Origin of the sequence: Maribacter sp. 4G9 (assembly GCF_002742265.1) — a bacterium.
GTDB lineage: Bacteria > Bacteroidota > Bacteroidia > Flavobacteriales > Flavobacteriaceae > Maribacter.
Genome location: NZ_MDGL01000178.1, coordinates 1 through 16,327 on the forward strand (window position 1 = coordinate 1; position 16,327 = coordinate 16,327).

A 16,327-nucleotide genomic window follows, 5' to 3' on the forward strand; every position below is an offset into this window, starting at 1 on the left:
CAAGGCATGGCTTAGGGGGATGCACCACCACGTGGGGGACCTACAGGACTATCTCGACGAATATTGCTACAGGTTCAACCGCAGCTTCATGAAGGAGGGCATATTCGACAACCTGATGCTCAGGATGGTAAATACCCCGCCATGCTATATCAAAAATATTAGTGGTTAAATGCCTAAGTCAATATTTCTATTTGCTTGGTTAGATTTTTTTCAAAATTAAGCCCAACGGTTTTGGCTATGGTTTCGTTACGGAATGGTACGCGAGTATCATTCCGCCGTAACCATAAATTTAGCAAAAAGGCTCGAAATTCCGATTAGGAATTTCAGCCGTAATGAACTATAGCCGGTGTGCCTGTTGCACAAGTTAGCGAAAAAAGTCGTTGATGATCATTGCCGATCGGGGGATCGATCGTACCTTAAGGGTATGCAAGGCAAGAAAGATTATCAAGAAAAACTGTTCGCCCATTTTCAACTCAGCGAACGTATACCGAAGGACAATTTTTATAGACGCTTAAAAGGTGCCATCGACCTTGACTTCCTCTATCCGCTGACCAAGGGTCATTACGGGGAGAGTGGTCAAAAAAGTATCGACCCGGTTGTGTTCTTCAAGCTTTGCCTTGTGGGCTATCTCGAGAATATCATCAGCGACCGAAAACTCATCGACCATTGTTCGCTGCGTTTGGACATCCTATATTTCATCGGTTACGACATCGACGAGGAACTGCCTTGGCACAGCACGATAAGTCGAACACGGAATCTTTTTCCTGAAGCCATATTCGAAGAAGTCTTCACAGGAGTTTTGAGTCTGTGTGTTGAAAAGGGCATGGTCAGCGGTCATACGCAAGCTATCGATAGTGCACCTGTCAAAGCGAACGCTTCAATGGATACCTTGGAACTAAAAGTGCCGGAAGAAGATCTGGAGGAACATCTTCGAAGGGTTCGAGCGATCAGTTCAATGGATAAAGGAACACCCCATCGTAAGAGTAAAGGCGATAGGTCGGATAAAGGTCAACGCGGTATTACTGCAAGCAAGAAGGAACTTGACGCGATAAAGGGGCGCAACAAAAAATGGTCGAAGGACCAGGACCAACGTCCCGGGGCGGGCAACAAGGGGAGCAAGTACACCAGCAACAAGACGCATTACAGCCCAACGGACCCCGATGCGAGGATCAGCGTCAAGCCCGGTAAGGCGAGAAAGCTGAACTACCTAAGCCAGTTAAGTGTGGACACGGCCCATCATGTGATTACCGATATCAGGGCGTACCATGCCGATGGCAAGGACAACCAACAGCTTCCCGATATCGTGCAACGGCTGCAAAGAAGGTTATGGAAACAGGGGCTGGTCTGGGAGAACTGCGTGGCCGATACCGGGTATAGCAGCGGAGAGAACTATGCCTTTCTCGAAGCGAAGGGGCTAAAGAGTTTCATTCCGCCCCATGGCACCTACAAGGGCGGGCCGACGGGCTTCGAGTAAATTGAAACGGCGGACCACTATCTTTGTCCACAAGGAAAGGCGATCCCTTTCAACAAGGTCTTCAACGATCATCGTACGGGCACCAAGAAGAAGGAGTACCGTGCAAGAAAGCATGTCTGTACCGATTGTCCCATACGAAGTGCCTGTCTTGGCAAGAGCGCACAGGAGAAGAAGTTCAGCGTCACCTACTACCGCGAAGAATACGAACGCAACATCCAAAGGGTGGAAAGCCCGCAGGGCAGGTACATGAAGGGCAAGCGGCAAAGCACCGTGGAACCCGTTTTCGGCACGCTGACCCAGTTCATGGGGCTGCGAAAGATAAATACGATAGGGCTCGCACAGGCCAACAAGGTGATGCACCTCTCCGCCATTGCCTACAACATTAAAAAGTACCTGAAATTCGAACAAAAACGTTCCAAAAGTGGGGCGGGGAAACTTACTTTGACGGCATTGGTGAAAAGGACCGTCCAATCCCTATTTGGCCCATCCGTAAAGCTTCGAAAATTGACGTTTCAATATGATCCGGAAAGAAAAAAGCCCTTTGAAGAGGCTTATAATGATCCGTTTTTTGACGGTCAGGGGCTTGTGCCACGGTTACCGTTGTTGTACACAGTGCTTTTATTTTCTATTATTAAATTCAAAATTTCCAAGTTTTAAAAATGCACAAATCAATAACCACACAATAGAAGCAGAATAATCATTTGGTTTGTAAAAGCAATGAGCAACGTTATTTCTTAAGTTCAATTTGTCTTTAGAAAATAAGAATTTAAAAAATGCAATATCGTCAGCGGGAATAATACTCGTCAGCTTTTCATTCTCCAATAGTTTATCTATTGATATTCTTTCTCGTGTACCATTTTCTTTGATATCGATAGTTTGTGCACCAACTTGTCTTGAAAATGCTCTTAAAACACCCTCAAATTTCAATGTTAAAGAATCAACACTTAAAATGTAACCCATTGGATTGTTTTTATGCGTTTTGAGGTCGATTTCAGATTGCTCAAAAAAACTATTTAATGATGGCAAAATTAAATCTATCCATTTAAAAACTACTTTTTTTCCATCTGGATTTATGATTGAAAAATCTATTCCATACCAAGTACTTTGTGTCAAAAAGTCCTTTAATGATTGAAAACTAATTTTACCATTTTTAGTTCCCTTTGAAAAAACAAGTAGTAAATGTCTTAACGAAAAGTTTTTAATATGGATATAATATGGATTTAATGAACTTATACTTGATTCACTAACATTTCTGTTTAAATCGAAATTCATAGTGCTTACTAAATCCATCAAAGGTGTTTTAAAAGTTTCATCCAGCACCTTTGATTTAGGGAAAATATGTTCTGATAATATTAAGTATTCATAAATGGCTTTACTTGGATAATTGTCAGTGAGTTCGGTTGTAAGTCTATCTAGTGATTCATACCATTGCTGTAACTCATCACTCGAATGTTCTACTTTTATTTCTTTAAAATTCAGATTGTCTTTTTCTTTTTCAATGAGTACAGTTACGTCTTCAACTTTTCGTGAATTTCCTGCTAATTGAAATTGTTTTAACGCCTTAATATAGTAATCGTGGACTATAAAACTTTCTTTATGTTTTTCAGATTCTTTTAGGTGAGTTTCAGCAAGTAAATTATGGTATGGTTTTGCGTCTTTTCCTGTTTTTTTTGCAAGAAGAATTAATAAGTCTAAATATTCTTTTTTAAGTTCTTGATAAAGTTCATTTTCAATGACATCATTTGAATAGTCGTAAAATTCTATTAAAATATTTTTTTCAATTTTCTTGCCTTGTTCGCAAACAAATTTCATCAAATGAAATTTATTGTAACCGTTGATATTATTTAAAGCTAAATTAGCTAGTAATAATGAAATCGTTTCTTCTTTTTTAAAATTTATTGTTTGTGTTAAAACAAATAAGTTCTCGTAAATCGATTGAATATTTCGATTCTCGAGAGTATCATTTTCTTCGGAAATAACAAGATTTAAAAATTCCAAATAGTTGGTAATAGCCAGTTTACAGAACTTATTGTTCTTTATTGGGCTTTCCCAAAGTAAATGATTGTATTTGGCTTTGTGTTTTGGATTGTTTGTTTCTTTAGCTCTTTGGATAATATATTTCAAGTCATCATCGAATAATTCTAAACTTGGATAATGATTTCCGTTAGCATATGTTAATTCGGGTTTGAGCTTTCCTTTTTCAAATCGAAAATCATTACAGTAAATTTCAAATGAGCATTTCTTTTTTTGTGTATTCTGTTTGTATTTGTCTCGCAGTGAAATTAAGTATTTGTTTAAATTGAAATCAAAAGACAAGCTATTGTCATTTTCGATGTAATCGTAGTAGTCTTTTAATTTTTTAAACATTAAACTTTGAGAGGTTTACTGAAATTAACATTTATGATATTAATTATTTCAGAGAGTCTTTTTTAATAACTGTTTTTAATACTTTCTCTTTCTCTAAAAGAATCTTGTTTAAAGAAACAATACTATCGTTCAAATTCGAGTTATCTTTTTTCAATTGCTGAATTTCTTCTTTGTAATCAACTGTAATAGTTCTGTTCGTACTTTTCTCAATTTGAGAGCCACACCATCCTGCAAATGCTAATATTCCGATAATTATACTAATTAAACCTACTATTTGTTTAACTGGTAAATTTCCCAAAAGCTTAAAAAGTTTTATAATAGTTATGTCCTGAAGTTGTACTGTGTTCTTTTTTAATGAAGCGATTTCAGAATCTTGTTTTTTTAATTCATCAAAGTTGTCATTTGCAATTGTAATAGCCTCATCGAGTTGATTCATTAGTTGATTGACCTCCTGTTGGCATTCCTTATATTTTTGCTTGTAAACTGTTTCCGATTTAATGATATTTTCCTCTTGAATTTTTGAATACTCTTTAATCTGTTCGATAAAGGTGTCCATAAATCCAGAAGCCTGTTTTCGTCCAGTCTCAAAGACCTTTATTTTATCGGATTCAATATAGGTGTCAAATCTAATTTGGCTAATTTTTAGCCATCTTGAGTCAAGATAACCAAAGATTGCTTTTAAATCCTCATCTACTGTTCCTTTCCAAACACTTGGTTCAAAGTCAGGCCTATATATTTCCGATTTCCGTTTTTCTAAAATTTCAATCGCTTTGTCTTTTGGGATATTTAGTTTCACTTTTTGATTGTATTTGGTTGGATTTCTTGCATTGTGTACAACGACCTGCTAAACGCAGTTCGATGATTTTTACGGAAATATAATAAAATCGATTAACTATGAAATCGGAATTTGACTTCCTATGTCTCTGATTTTATAGTTTGTCAAGAAGACCGCGTAGCGGTTGTATCTTGGAGATTTTATGTTATTGGGAGTATAAATTATCGGTATCCCTCCGAGCAACTACGTCTTTTATGACGTGATGGGGCTTTTTACCTTTGGCATAAACTATTTGAGTTATGACAAAAAAGGACAATGCTTTGCGGATGCGTAGACTGGTAAAGAAGTTTCGGTTCTCTGGCCAGAGCCAAAAGGAGTTTGCTTCCGCCCATGGGATCAAGGAGAGCAAATTCCATTATTGGATCTCAAAATTATCGGCGCCTGCGGATGTACCGGCCGACAAGAGGGCCCCATCACATTTTTTACCAATTGAAATTGCCCCTATCGGCGAAGGCCGGACTATTTTGATCCGTTGCAGAAACGGGGTCGAGATAGAAATCCCCGTATAGATGTTCGCACTCGGCACTTCCCACCGGTTCCAACTCTACGGCCTCCCCACCGATATGCGCAAGAGCTTCGATAGCCTGCGGGGGCTTGTCATCAACGATCTGGACCAAAGCCCCGATGACGGTACGGTATATATCTTTATCAATAAGGTCCGCAACAAGGCAAAACTTTTGCACTGGCAGTCCGGAGGGTTTATGCTATACTACAAAAGGCTGGAATCCGGCACTTTTGAACTTCCCGATTACGATGGATCGGTCGGCAGTCTACGGCTGGATTACGCCCAATTGGTCCTGCTCATCGATGGGATCGCCATTACCAATATGACCAGGCGAAAACGTTACGAAAAAACGTAACATCAGGTTGTTTTTTAGTAGGGCAATTTTTATCTTGACCCTGTAATGACCTATCAAGAGCTGCTTGTCGAGAACCGGGATCTTCAAAAAAAGGAGAAGGCCTCCACGGCCAGGATAGTTTCCCTGGAACATCAACTGGCACAACTCTACAAACTCATAGGTGGATTCAAATCCGAGAGTTTCATTTCCCAAGCCGTGGTGGATCAGTTATCGCTCTTTTCAGGGGACGATACCTCGGAAACCTTAGAACAGGCCCCACAGGAGACCATTTCCTATACCAGGGACAAGAAAAAACACAATGGGCGCAATGCGCTACCGGAACATCTACCAGTCAGGGAAATCATCATCGAGCCCGAAGAGGATACCACGGGACTGAAGAAGATCGGGGAAGAGGTCACCGAGACCCTGGAATACACTCCCGCAAGCCTTATCAAAAGAAGGACGATCCGGCCCAAGTATGCCAGGGCTGATGGGGAGGGCGTGCTGATCGCACCGCTCCCGACCCGCCCCATCGACAAATCGATAGCCGAGGCCTGTTTACTGGCGCACATCCTGGTGGGCAAATATATCGATCACTTGCCGTTCTACCGCCAGATCCAGATATTCAAACGGGATTTTGGGTGGGAACCTGCACAGAGCACAATTGGCGACTGGATGGCCAGTTGTTGCCAGCTGCTGGAACCGCTCTATAATACACTGAAACAAAAAATACTGGCCTCCGATTATATCCAGGCCGACGAATCCCCGATCAAGGTATTGGATTCCGACAAGAAGGGCAGTACGCACCAGGGATATCAATGGGTCTATCACGATCCCGTTCAAAAGCTTGTACTTTTTAATTACCGCAAAGGCCGTGGACAGAACGGACCCAAAGAATTGCTTGCCGATTATCATGGGTATCTGCAATGCGATGGCTATACCGTGTACGACAAGATCGGTGCCGATCCCAAGATCACCCTTGCCGGATGTCTGGCACATGCCAGGCGCAAGTTCCACGATGCGCTGGACAGCGACAAAAAGCAAGCAGAAAAAGCATTGGCCATCTTTAGGGATATCTATTTGGAAGAACGTAAGATCAAGGAAGAGGCCCAAGATGATTATGAAGCGAGGAAAATACAGCGCGACATAAGGATCAGGCCGCTATTGGCACAGATCAAAACGTGGATCGAAGGGCAACAGTTCAAAGTGCTGCCACAAAGCCCCATCGGCAAGGCGATGGCCTATTACATCAATCAATACCCAAAACTGGAGGCCATCTTTGATGATGGGCGCATCGAACTGGACAACAACTTGATCGAAAATGCCATCCGCCCCATGGCTATCGGCAGAAAGAACTACCTCTTCTGCGGATCCCACGATGCAGCGCAAAATGCCGCCATGCTCTATTCTTTCTTCGGGAGCTGCAAGATGCAGAATATCAATCCAAGGGAATGGCTGGCCAGCACCCTTGAGCGGATACCTGATCATAGCATACAAAAACTCCAAGAGCTTTTGCCCGGATATCAAAAACAGAACAGCATATGACCAAAGAACAGGTAAAGGAAAAGGAAAAACAGCTATTGGAAATAACGGGGACCTTCTGCGCCCAGAAACTCAATGATGAATACTTCGCGCTTTGTGAAAAACTCATCAAAAAGATGGGCAGAAAAAGGGATGTCCCCTTCACAAGGGGAAAATTGGAGATATGGGCTGCAGCCGTGGTCCATGCCATAGGATCGATAAATTTTTTGTTCGACCGATCCTTCGAGCCATATATAAGTTCCAAAGAAATGAACGAATACTTCAGGACCAAGGGGACTACGGTCTCGAACAAGGCCCGGGCCATAAAGGATATGTTCGACCTATGGTATTATAGCCCTGAATTTTCTACAGGCGCCATGCAAGAGAACAGCCCTTTCAACAATATGGTAATGGTAGATGGCATGATACTGCCCCTGAACAACCTTCCAGAAAACATGCAACAAATGGTGCTCCGGGCAAGAGCGGAAGGCAAGGATATTGAATTCACTACGGAATATGAAGATCAATAGCTAATGTAGTTGCTCGGACGGATACAATTATCGGGCCAAATTGAGTTTTAGCTTATGTTATTGCACGTTGGCCGCTTGAGCGGACAGCTGAGAGCTGTTTGTAGTTATAAGGTACTGTGCAATTTGGTTTAGCAGGTCGTTAGAGCACATTTCTTTTTGGGCGGGAGTGCGCAGCACGTAGCAAAAAAAGTCAGCTTCAGCTGAATGTGCTCTAACGGTTCGTGTATGATTAGTTGCGGACTTTTCCAACGGAAAATGTCCGCCTGTACCGAAGATAGATAATTGCAAGGATTTCCATTTAGGAAATCCGCCCGCAATTAATTATACACCGTGTTGGCAAACGTTATTTATAAAGTCCAAATGTATCAGTTATCAGTCCTTTGTATTTTTCAGCGTCTTTTTTAAACTTTCTTTTTGTAGTAATCCAAATAACTATTCCCAAAGCGATAATTAGTCCACCTACAATATAAGTCGATGGCTCGTTTTTTGTTGTTATGAATAATCCAAGAATAAGTCCCAATCCCAAAATGATGTGAGTATAAATTATCAATCGAATCAAGAAATGTTGATTAAAGGAGATTTTTACATTCGTGGTATTATCTGTGCTGTTACTTGATAGTTTTCCATTGACAATGGTCCAATTTTGAAAAGCCATATACCAAGCGTAAAGAACTCGTTTCCGAAAGCTAAAAGTTGTCGGATTTTTTTTATCAAACACAAAACCACCGATAGAATTAAGTTCCGATTCTAATCTTTCGGTAATTTCATTTGGTCTTTTTTCTATTTTAAAATTCCAACTTTCCATTTTTTCTGTTTTTAATGTTTGCCAACGTGTTTGTATATGGTTTGTTGCGTGTTTCAGCACCTAATTTAGCAAATACAAACCGAATAGAAAATCCGCAAGGATTTTCGTAAGTAGGCGAGAACTAGCAATAAATTATATACGGTGTTGGCATTAGTGTTTTACTCGTTTATGATTTTATAAATTCCGTTTACTATTTTCTTCGCATCTCTAAATCCTACTTGTTGTTTTGAATGTACTGCTTGATTTCTAATATGCATCCATTCCTTTATTTCAGCTGTATTATTATTAGAAATAATTTCAAATTCCTGTGCTAATTGAACAAGAGAGTATAAAGATTTAGATTTAATCATTCTCGTATCAGTATAATCTAAAATTCGACTTCTTAAATGGTTTTCAAAAAGTGATACAGCTGATATTACAGCAGCTCGATATTCTTTTTTCTTTAATAATCTTTCAGGTTCGTCTTGATAAGATTGTTTAAGAGGTTCTAATGCTTGCATAAACCAATGTTCAATCTGCATTGTAATATCCTCTGAATTGTCGTACGGATTTTCTGGTCTTGTTATAAATAGATAATTATTCAAATCCGCAGGTAATGGGGATAATTCATCTTTGATTATTAAAATCCTTGCAGTCCTTTCTTTATTTGATAAAGCTAATCCAAGTTCAAAAAGAGTGTTTTGAGTTCCGATATCAGCAACAATAAATTCAGATTTTTTAATTAATGCTGTAACTTTAGCCATCCAATTTTCTCCTATCGTTATTACATCATCCGCACTTATTGGGATAAGTCCTTGTCTTTTCACTACAGGGAAAACGTATTTTTTATAAAATGGTAGAAGTCTTACTGGAATACTAAAAAAGCAAAGTCTGTTACTAGAATCCTCTGGAAGAGATAATTCAGCCATTGCATTATCCTCTGTAACAATTTGATTTTCTATTAATGATTTGTTCCAATAATCTCTCAACTCGATGAAAACATCTTTTAGAATAGTTGGATAATCTGAAGGATTTCCTTTTATATTAATCACTTTCACACCACGTCTTTCAAATCTTGCTTTTTCGTGTGAAGAACAATCAATTTTAATAACATAAGCCTGTCTTCGTAACGAACCAAGTCTGTCTTTTATTAATTGCCAAATTTGTCTAAAGTCGGCATCATCTAAACTATATCCTATAAACAAAGGCGTTCTTGAAATTAACAAATTGGCTAAATAAGTTGATAGCATTGGATATTTATTCAAAAAACTATCATAATCTTCCTCTGTAGCAACTAATCTTTTTGGGTGATGAAGGTCTCCGTGAAGTTTTAGAAGTACAATGTTTTCACTTGCTCCAGAAATAGATAATTGGTCTTCGTCAATTATTGGTCTACAATATTTGTTTACTAGTTTATATCCATCTTCGATTAAGAATTCAAAATTTGTGGTACAGACAATGTCAAATTGTAATTCGCAAAATGCCTTATGTGCATTGCCAGGTTTAACGGAATTTATTAAAAGTAACGATGTTAACTTTTCAACCATTTTGGTACGAGAATACTCGTGACTATATGCTGAAATCGCATCTATCGGATTGGAATATTTATAATCCTCAATTTCTTCTGCGAATTTTATTCCTAGTTCGTCCCAAGCCAACATTTTTTTGTTCGGTGGAATGTCAGCATTCTTGGAAAATCCAGCACCAACAATAGGTAGTGTTTTTCCTGTAACCAAGTCTTCCAAAAATGGTTTCGGAAAATATTTTATGTATTTGTAGTTCTTCATTTTACATTAATGCCAACGGTCCGTGTATGATTAGTTGCGGACTTTTCCAACGGAAAATGTCCGCCTGACTTTAAAGATAATTGATTGTAAAGGATTCCGTTTAAGGAATCCGCCCGCAATTAATTATACACCGTGTTGTAAGCCGTTTTTTATTCAATTTCAGAGACTTCAATTCCGTTTTCCGTATATGTAAGTAATTCGGTTGGGAATATGTCGCTTTGTTTTATTTCCGATTCTATTTCGGCGAGACTTTCTTTTAAAAATTCCAAATCACCTTTCTTTGAAAGATAAACTGGAAAATTTTTATTCAGAATAATATAAAATGGGTAACCCATATTCTTTGAGGCTTCTTTTTTAAAACTTTCACTAAAAATCAAAGTATGTTGATGATGTTCACTATGACACTTTAAATGAAGTAATTCCCTGCCTTTGAAATTTATTTTTACCAGTTCGGATTGTTGGTCATAGAGAAGATTTAAATGATTCCATGACCAATCTTTGAATTCCTTTTCAGTTATTCCCCAGTGATTTAGTAATCTCTTTCCAATTGTGCTAGGCCTGTGCGTTTTGGTGTTGCTATGATTAAATGTCAAAATGTAGTTAGGAGTAAGTCGATGTTTATAGATTTCAGACTGCGGGTCATTAAAATTTTTTCTTAGCCAGGGAGAGAAAATATCCCTTTTATCGTTCCATTCAGGTAACGCATACCAAGCCTCGAGTTTATCAGCTTTTCTTGAGATAAGTAAGTCCAAAGAGTCCTGATTTTCTACATCGCTAAATTCGTAAAGAGGTACTACTGTACCCATTTCTTTATTCTCTTTGGGGCTAATTATGATTTCGGTGGTATTGTGTGTGATAATCGTATCAATTTCCAACCCTCTTGTCTCAAGTTCGGAGTTTAGTTTTCTAATAATTCTGTCTTCTTTGCTTTCTAGACAGGAGACAAAGATTAAAAAAATTAATATGGTAGTATACTTTTTCAAAATGGCTTACAACGTCTCTGTATATGGCTCGTAGCGTGCAAATTAGCATTATATTTGCGGTTAAGCACGAGCCGAATTTTTTAATTTTTCTTATTATCTTTTCTCAATAAGCCAAATTAAAAAATTTGGCGGACTAGCAAATATACCTTAACTTCTACTAATCAACTCACTAGCTATGAGCTATATGCGTTGTTGCCCACAGTTATTTTTCGTTCTGTATTTTCTCTCCTTTAATCGGTGAATAATCCTTTTTCATTTTTCCGTCAACGACTATTTGGTCGAAATAACATTTTACGCCAGTCGCTACATTCATATCTTTTACATTCTGAATATGAAAATGTAAATGTGGTTCAGACGAATTCCCAGAATTACCACAAAGTCCTAAAGTTTCTCCTTGTTTTATTTTTTGACCTTTCTTTACTTTAATTGAGTTTTGCTTGAAGTGTGCAAAAAATAAATATTCGTTATTGGCTGTTTTAATTATTACTGTATTTCCAGGTACATAAATTGGATTTAATTCTCCTGGAACGTTATCATCAACACCATCTACAACTAAAACAATTTCGCCATCACAAGGTGCAATTAATTCTTGGCCAAATGCGTAATAATCTTCGTTGGTTTTTCCATCAGTTTTATAGGACTTTCCATTTTCATCTGTTACTACGAAATCGAATGCGTTTTTTTGAGCCTTACTTTCAACGTGGTAGTTCAATTCCGCTGTATCTCCGCCCCAAGTTACTGTCCATTTGTCTTTGAATGGAAGGATTAATTTGGTCAAGTTCCGTTCTATTTTAGGCAAATTATCTTCTTTAAAAGGCTCTATATAAAGTCCGTTTATTTTTAATTGATTGTCTGTTGATAAATTGACTGCAAAAATTCCGTTATCGAAAGTGGTTTTGTAAGAAGCAAAACTGCCTCTGAGATATTTAGTAAATTCACGAGCATTTATTTTTCCAGCTTGCGTTTTTAGTCCAACAAAAAATTCTTCCGCTTTTTCTTTTGGAAGAGCATTTTTCATATCGTCTGAAAACAATTCAAATATTCGGTTATAATCGCTTGAATTGAAAAAGTTCTCAAACTTTTCAGCGATATTTTTGTCGTTTTCTTTCTCGGTTTGAGCAAAACTTAAAATTGAAGTGAAAAGTAAAATGATAAGTAACGGTGTTTTTTTCATAATTGTGGGCAACGGTCTCGGCTATGAGTAGTTGCGTGGGGTAGCACGTAGCTTTGCAAGTACACACCAAACTGAAAATCCGCGAGGATTTTCGTAAGTAGTTGATGACAAGCAATTACTTATAGCCAATGTTGTGTTTAGTATTTTTATAGTTCTCAATTATTTTTATGCCAAAATCATTTACCCTTTCCCATTCAGTAAATTCAATTGGTTCTTTCGATTTTGTTGGTCCATTCGTAATGAGCATAATCAATTTTATCATTATTTTATCCAAAAAAGAATATGAGTTATAATCTAATTTTCCTGCAAATACTTGCAAAAAATCTGCTTTCCATTCAGTCTTATCTAAAAATTTAATCATGTATGGATTCGTACTTGCCGAATTCTTATCTTTTTTTCTTGCAACAAGGTTTACAGAAAAAAAAGCAGTTTGAATTTGATTTAGCTTATTCAAATTATCCAAAATAAATTCTGACACCTTATTGTTATGTTTCCCATACCTAATGCTTGCTCCGATAATAAGTGTATGGTATTTCAATAAATCATCGCTAAAATTATCAATTGAGTGTAATTCTGTCTTAATTTGTTGTTTTTCAAAAATTAAGCTCAATTCTTGACAAATCTTTTTGGTTTGTCCATCTACTGAAGAATAAATTAGTGCAATCTTTTTTCTCATTCTTTAGAGATTACTACTCGTTTCTTTATCAAAGCATCTTTTTCTAAACTTACTAACAAATAGTCCGCAACGCTTTTTCTGCTTATTAAAATACTTGGTTTAGGCTTATTATTAAAAGTTTCCCTTATTCGGTTTTCTCGTTTTGAATTCGTTAATCCAACAGGTCTTACAATTGTCCAGTCAATATTTGAGTTGGAAAGTATTTTTTCTTGTCTTTCGTGGTCTTTATAAGCAACACCAATATTACTGTTGTTAATGAACCATTTAAACCATTTCGGAATATCATTTTTTGTTTCAGCAACTCCCCAAGCCGAGCATATGGAAATTCGTTTTATATTATGTTCTTTAGCAATTGGGACGAGCTTGGTCATTACGTCAGAAAGGTAAGTTTTTGGTGTGCTTAAATTCGCCCAAGGAAAGTCAGATTTTCTTGAAATATTTAGAACACTAATTATTTTGTCACAATCAGAAATTGCCATATTCAAATCACTCTCATTATTAGGATTTCCCTCAAAGATTGTCAATCCATTGCTTTTCTGAATACGTTCAGATTTTCTTGATAAACAATTCACTTGATATCCTTTGTCGAGTGCTTTCTTCAGCACTAATTTGCCAGTTCTCCCTGTTGCTCCAAGTAACAATAGTTTCATTTTTCAATATTAAACACAACGGTCCCGGCTATGAGTAGTTGCGTGGTTTAGCACTTAACTCCGCAAGTACACTCCAAACTGAAAATCCGCAAGGATTTTCAGAAGTAGGCGAGAACAAGCAATTACTTATAGCCATTGTTGTAAGCTGGCTTTATTCTTTTAATTTTAGTGCTTTTTCATTTGATACTTCTTGTATTTTAATAGGTGTATCTCCAAATCCTGGTTTTCCAGATATTGACCACAATCTATATCCAATATACCTCGGTTTGTCCATAGACAAAACACTATTTCCGTTAACTTCTTTAACAAATGAATTATCAATATCTATCTCATTAAGAATATCAACATCCACAGGTATTTGAATTCCACTATTATTAAAGAATGAGACTTCAATTTCGTTTGCTCCTAAAACTCTTTCAATAAAGTAATTGTTCTTGTCGTAACTTTTTTCAACACAAAGAGCGTTACTCTCAACGATTCTTTTCAATTCTTTTTCTACTGTTATACGAGTTACTCTAACTTGAAAAACGTCTTTAAATTCGACTTTTACCGAATCAACCTTAGTGCTTTTAAGAGCGCCTTTAAGGTTTACTTTATCTCCAAATATTTTGCCAGCATCAATAGATACTGAATCTGTTTTTGAAAGAACATAAGTGTAATTTGGTAAGTCAGATGGCAGTTTTTCGATATTCAAATTCCCCTTAACAAAGCAATCTGATAAAGCGGCAACAACTGCTTCACTACCATCTTTATTGTAAGTGATTAAAGTTCCTACACCATCTCCATCCCTTGGGATTTCGAACGGGACATACTTATATGTTTTGACAAACTTATCTAACTCTTTAGATTTTCTTAAATTCTTTTTTGCACCGCAGCTTATAAGAAGAAGTGTTAGAGTGAATAATGATAAAAGCTTATTTGATTTCATAATAATTGGTATTTAGTTATGTGAATATTCTAATAGTTTTGTTGAGACAGTCATAAATAAGGCATCTACACCTTGCATATTTACCTTTTCCAAAATGAATGAAACTCTTTCTTCTAATGGAAGATGAATTGCGCTTCCTTTTTCAAACGGTGTCTTTTGGTAGGTTTCTTCAACAATATCATAAATCTCCCTTCCTTGAATAAAGCGAATAGTATTACTTGCAACTACGTTTTCTTGTAAGTCTCCAAATAGTAAACCTGCTATTCCCTCAGGATTGTTGTTTTGGTTTTGGAAAAGAAGTTGGTATACCACAGAACCAAAAATGTCTGCTTCAATTTCTATTTCTTTGCTTACTTTACAATCTGAAATTTTGTGATATGTTTCGTGAGACAGAATAAATAATAATGATTTTAGATATTCCATTGATGCGAAATTAGCCGTTCTTTCTAATTCTAACGCTGTTTGTACATTGTCGAAGTACCTATCGTCTGCGTCATCGTCATTAAAGGCGTTAAAAATAGTCAGATTTTTACCTTTTAAATTAAACAAACCTGTAAAATACTCTGTCTCATTATTAATCTTAAACTCCATAAAATCACTGCCATAATCATCTAACATTTCAGTGTTCATTTCGAATGTTTCTAATAATGATTCGCGATAAATTTTTTGTAGCAAGCCAGTTGAGACAATTACTTTATTATTATCACAATCGGTATTTGCTGATAAGTTTGTATTTGCCTCTATTTTTACTTCAATTGCAGGCACCAATTCATTTCTAACCCCAAAAGTTGATGAATACCAGTTTTGGTCTCCAATGGTCTTAACTAAATCGGCAATTCGCTGTACTTCATTCTTAATAAACTTTAGCTCACTATTACTAAATAAAGTTTTGTCTACAAATTCAGAGTTTTTATATTCAAAAAGTGTTAGACCAAGTTTTCCTCCAATAGATTTTTTCCGAACTCTTTTTAGAATTTTTTTAGAATTTTTTTCATTTGTAACTAATCCTCCGCCGAAATTACCTCCAGCTTCGGTTTTAATAGTAATACAAGAGTTAAAAAGTAATAAAATTAAGATGATTGTTAAATTTTTCATATTGGTTGGTTTAGCTTGCTTACAACGTAGGAGTATAGATCATATGATCTATACTTATTTTATGTGCGGAACTAAGATAAGAGATCTTTTATGCTATTGAAGGAGGTTTCCGCCACATGGGTGTAAATTTCCGTTGTTTTGGTCGAGTTATGTCCCAATAGGAGCTGGATATGCCTGATATCCGTACCATCCTCCAATAGATGAGTGGCGAAACTATGCCGAAGCATGTGCGGTGTTACCTTTTTATATATACCTGATTTTCTACCGGCACTGGAAATTATTTTCAAGACGCTGGATGCCGAATAAGGCTTGTTTCCAGGTCCTTCAAAAAGAAAACTCTTCGGCCTATATTCAATGTAATATTCTCGAAGACCCTTCAGCAGGGTAGGGCTAAGGATGGTCATTCTGTCTTTATTGCCCTTAGCGGCCCTGACACGGATGAGCATTCGTTTTCCATCTATATCCTCCAATTTAAGGTTCAACAGTTCGCTTCTTCTTAGGTGGAAACGCCGGACATAGTATACCACCCTCGCCGGGTTAAAGTGACCATAGCTGGCCGGAGGAAAGTGACCCACTCCCGCCGGGCCAAAGTGACCCACCTTTAGATTAGATCTATCTGTAAAAAGTCTAAGTGCTTTTTTTGTTAAAAAGCACCATGGCGAACAAGCAGATAGACATGCGAAA

18 protein-coding genes and 1 pseudogene are annotated in these 16,327 nt (G+C 37.2%); 7 read left to right on the top strand and 12 right to left on the bottom strand.

The window, feature by feature from the left end:
* The 3 genes and pseudogenes from BFP75_RS18370 to BFP75_RS22175 all read left to right on the top strand — a co-directional run.
* Positions 1–169: pseudogene (locus BFP75_RS18370) on the top strand (IS1595 family transposase); the annotation flags it as partial.
* A gap of 255 nt (positions 170–424) precedes the next feature.
* Positions 425–1,474 (top strand): transposase, encoded by a 1,050-nt coding sequence (locus BFP75_RS21600; RefSeq protein WP_206073574.1) that lies wholly within the window; start codon positions 425–427, stop codon positions 1,472–1,474.
* Positions 1,475–2,131, top strand: coding sequence for a transposase (locus BFP75_RS22175; protein ID WP_262497625.1), 657 nt, complete (start codon positions 1,475–1,477; stop codon positions 2,129–2,131).
* Here BFP75_RS22175 and BFP75_RS18385 read toward each other — a convergent pair.
* Both BFP75_RS18385 and BFP75_RS18390 read right to left on the bottom strand, forming a co-directional pair.
* On the bottom strand, positions 2,093–3,841 hold the full coding sequence (locus BFP75_RS18385) for a DUF4209 domain-containing protein (protein ID WP_099546801.1): 1,749 nt from the start codon (positions 3,839–3,841) through the stop codon (positions 2,093–2,095). The genes BFP75_RS22175 and BFP75_RS18385 overlap by 39 nt on opposite strands.
* A gap of 43 nt (positions 3,842–3,884) precedes the next feature.
* Positions 3,885–4,637 carry a hypothetical protein gene (locus BFP75_RS18390; RefSeq protein ID WP_099546802.1) on the bottom strand — a complete coding sequence of 251 codons (753 nt, stop codon included), beginning with the start codon at positions 4,635–4,637 and terminating at the stop codon, positions 3,885–3,887.
* A 305-nt stretch (positions 4,638–4,942) separates the two neighbouring features.
* Here BFP75_RS18390 and tnpA point away from each other — a divergent pair, with 305 nt between their 5' ends.
* The gene (tnpA, locus tag BFP75_RS18395; RefSeq protein ID WP_410504098.1) at positions 4,943–5,185 is read left to right on the top strand and encodes an IS66 family insertion sequence element accessory protein TnpA; all 243 of its coding nucleotides are present in this window, start codon (positions 4,943–4,945) and stop codon (positions 5,183–5,185) included.
* On the opposite strand, the gene BFP75_RS21965 is transcribed toward tnpA, so the two are convergent.
* Positions 5,099–5,359, bottom strand: a complete 261-nt coding sequence (locus BFP75_RS21965; RefSeq protein WP_165776635.1) for a hypothetical protein — start codon at positions 5,357–5,359, stop codon at positions 5,099–5,101. The two genes, tnpA and BFP75_RS21965, sit on opposite strands and share 87 nt — an antisense overlap.
* On the opposite strand from BFP75_RS21965, the gene tnpB reads away from it, so the two are divergent.
* From tnpB to BFP75_RS18410, 3 genes are read left to right on the top strand one after another with little or no spacing between them, the layout of a single operon-like run.
* A complete protein-coding gene (gene tnpB, locus BFP75_RS18400) occupies positions 5,240–5,536 on the top strand; it encodes an IS66 family insertion sequence element accessory protein TnpB (RefSeq protein WP_165776636.1) in 297 nt (98 codons plus the stop codon). The genes BFP75_RS21965 and tnpB overlap by 120 nt on opposite strands.
* Before the next feature lie 45 nt (positions 5,537–5,581).
* Positions 5,582–7,060, top strand: coding sequence for an IS66 family transposase (gene tnpC, locus BFP75_RS18405; RefSeq protein ID WP_099546805.1), 1,479 nt, complete (start codon positions 5,582–5,584; stop codon positions 7,058–7,060).
* Entirely contained in the window at positions 7,057–7,566 is a 510-nt protein-coding gene (locus BFP75_RS18410) for a DUF6398 domain-containing protein (protein ID WP_099546806.1), read from the top strand. Before tnpC ends, BFP75_RS18410 begins: the two co-directional genes overlap by 4 nt.
* Before the next feature lie 343 nt (positions 7,567–7,909).
* On the opposite strand, the gene BFP75_RS18415 is transcribed toward BFP75_RS18410, so the two are convergent.
* The 9 genes from BFP75_RS18415 to BFP75_RS18455 form a co-directional block, all read right to left on the bottom strand.
* Positions 7,910–8,371 carry a hypothetical protein gene (locus BFP75_RS18415; RefSeq protein WP_099546814.1) on the bottom strand — a complete coding sequence of 154 codons (462 nt, stop codon included), beginning with the start codon at positions 8,369–8,371 and terminating at the stop codon, positions 7,910–7,912.
* Between the two features lie 158 nt (positions 8,372–8,529).
* Entirely contained in the window at positions 8,530–10,137 is a 1,608-nt protein-coding gene (locus BFP75_RS18420) for an SIR2 family NAD-dependent protein deacylase (RefSeq protein ID WP_099546807.1), read from the bottom strand.
* A 149-nt stretch (positions 10,138–10,286) separates the two neighbouring features.
* Complete coding sequence (locus BFP75_RS18425; RefSeq protein ID WP_099546808.1) at positions 10,287–11,120, bottom strand: hypothetical protein; 834 nt, start codon at positions 11,118–11,120, stop codon at positions 10,287–10,289.
* Between the two features lie 202 nt (positions 11,121–11,322).
* Complete coding sequence (locus BFP75_RS18430; protein WP_099546809.1) at positions 11,323–12,294, bottom strand: peptidoglycan DD-metalloendopeptidase family protein; 972 nt, start codon at positions 12,292–12,294, stop codon at positions 11,323–11,325.
* Positions 12,295–12,409: 115 nt separating this feature from the next.
* A complete protein-coding gene (gene hemG, locus BFP75_RS18435) occupies positions 12,410–12,970 on the bottom strand; it encodes a menaquinone-dependent protoporphyrinogen IX dehydrogenase (protein WP_099546810.1) in 561 nt (186 codons plus the stop codon).
* Positions 12,967–13,620, bottom strand: coding sequence for an NAD(P)-dependent oxidoreductase (locus BFP75_RS18440; RefSeq protein WP_099546811.1), 654 nt, complete (start codon positions 13,618–13,620; stop codon positions 12,967–12,969). Before BFP75_RS18440 ends, hemG begins: the two co-directional genes overlap by 4 nt.
* Positions 13,621–13,771: 151 nt before the next feature.
* The gene (locus BFP75_RS21970) at positions 13,772–14,548 is read right to left on the bottom strand and encodes a hypothetical protein (protein ID WP_165776638.1); all 777 of its coding nucleotides are present in this window, start codon (positions 14,546–14,548) and stop codon (positions 13,772–13,774) included.
* A 12-nt stretch (positions 14,549–14,560) separates the two neighbouring features.
* Complete coding sequence (locus tag BFP75_RS18450) at positions 14,561–15,643, bottom strand: hypothetical protein (RefSeq protein WP_099546813.1); 1,083 nt, start codon at positions 15,641–15,643, stop codon at positions 14,561–14,563.
* 71 nt (positions 15,644–15,714) lie between these two features.
* The coding region (locus BFP75_RS18455) for a tyrosine-type recombinase/integrase (RefSeq protein ID WP_165776639.1) at positions 15,715–16,327 on the bottom strand (613 nt) is incomplete at its 5' end.

Bases quoted from the DNA above. Each gene is read 5' to 3' on its own strand.
- BFP75_RS21600 (WP_206073574.1), top strand. From the start codon at position 425: ATGCAAGGCAAGAAAGATTATCAAGAAAAACTGTTCGCCCATTTTCAA.
- BFP75_RS18385 (WP_099546801.1), bottom strand. From the start codon at position 3,841: ATGTTTAAAAAATTAAAAGACTACTACGATTACATCGAAAATGACAAT.
- tnpA (WP_410504098.1), top strand. From the start codon at position 4,943: ATGCGTAGACTGGTAAAGAAGTTTCGGTTCTCTGGCCAGAGCCAAAAG.
- tnpB (WP_165776636.1), top strand. From the start codon at position 5,240: ATGCGCAAGAGCTTCGATAGCCTGCGGGGGCTTGTCATCAACGATCTG.
- tnpC (WP_099546805.1), top strand. From the start codon at position 5,582: ATGACCTATCAAGAGCTGCTTGTCGAGAACCGGGATCTTCAAAAAAAG.
- BFP75_RS18410 (WP_099546806.1), top strand. From the start codon at position 7,057: ATGACCAAAGAACAGGTAAAGGAAAAGGAAAAACAGCTATTGGAAATA.
- BFP75_RS18415 (WP_099546814.1), bottom strand. From the start codon at position 8,371: ATGGAAAGTTGGAATTTTAAAATAGAAAAAAGACCAAATGAAATTACC.
- BFP75_RS18420 (WP_099546807.1), bottom strand. From the start codon at position 10,137: ATGAAGAACTACAAATACATAAAATATTTTCCGAAACCATTTTTGGAA.
- BFP75_RS18430 (WP_099546809.1), bottom strand. From the start codon at position 12,294: ATGAAAAAAACACCGTTACTTATCATTTTACTTTTCACTTCAATTTTA.
- hemG (WP_099546810.1), bottom strand. From the start codon at position 12,970: ATGAGAAAAAAGATTGCACTAATTTATTCTTCAGTAGATGGACAAACC.
- BFP75_RS18440 (WP_099546811.1), bottom strand. From the start codon at position 13,620: ATGAAACTATTGTTACTTGGAGCAACAGGGAGAACTGGCAAATTAGTG.
- BFP75_RS21970 (WP_165776638.1), bottom strand. From the start codon at position 14,548: ATGAAATCAAATAAGCTTTTATCATTATTCACTCTAACACTTCTTCTT.
- BFP75_RS18450 (WP_099546813.1), bottom strand. From the start codon at position 15,643: ATGAAAAATTTAACAATCATCTTAATTTTATTACTTTTTAACTCTTGT.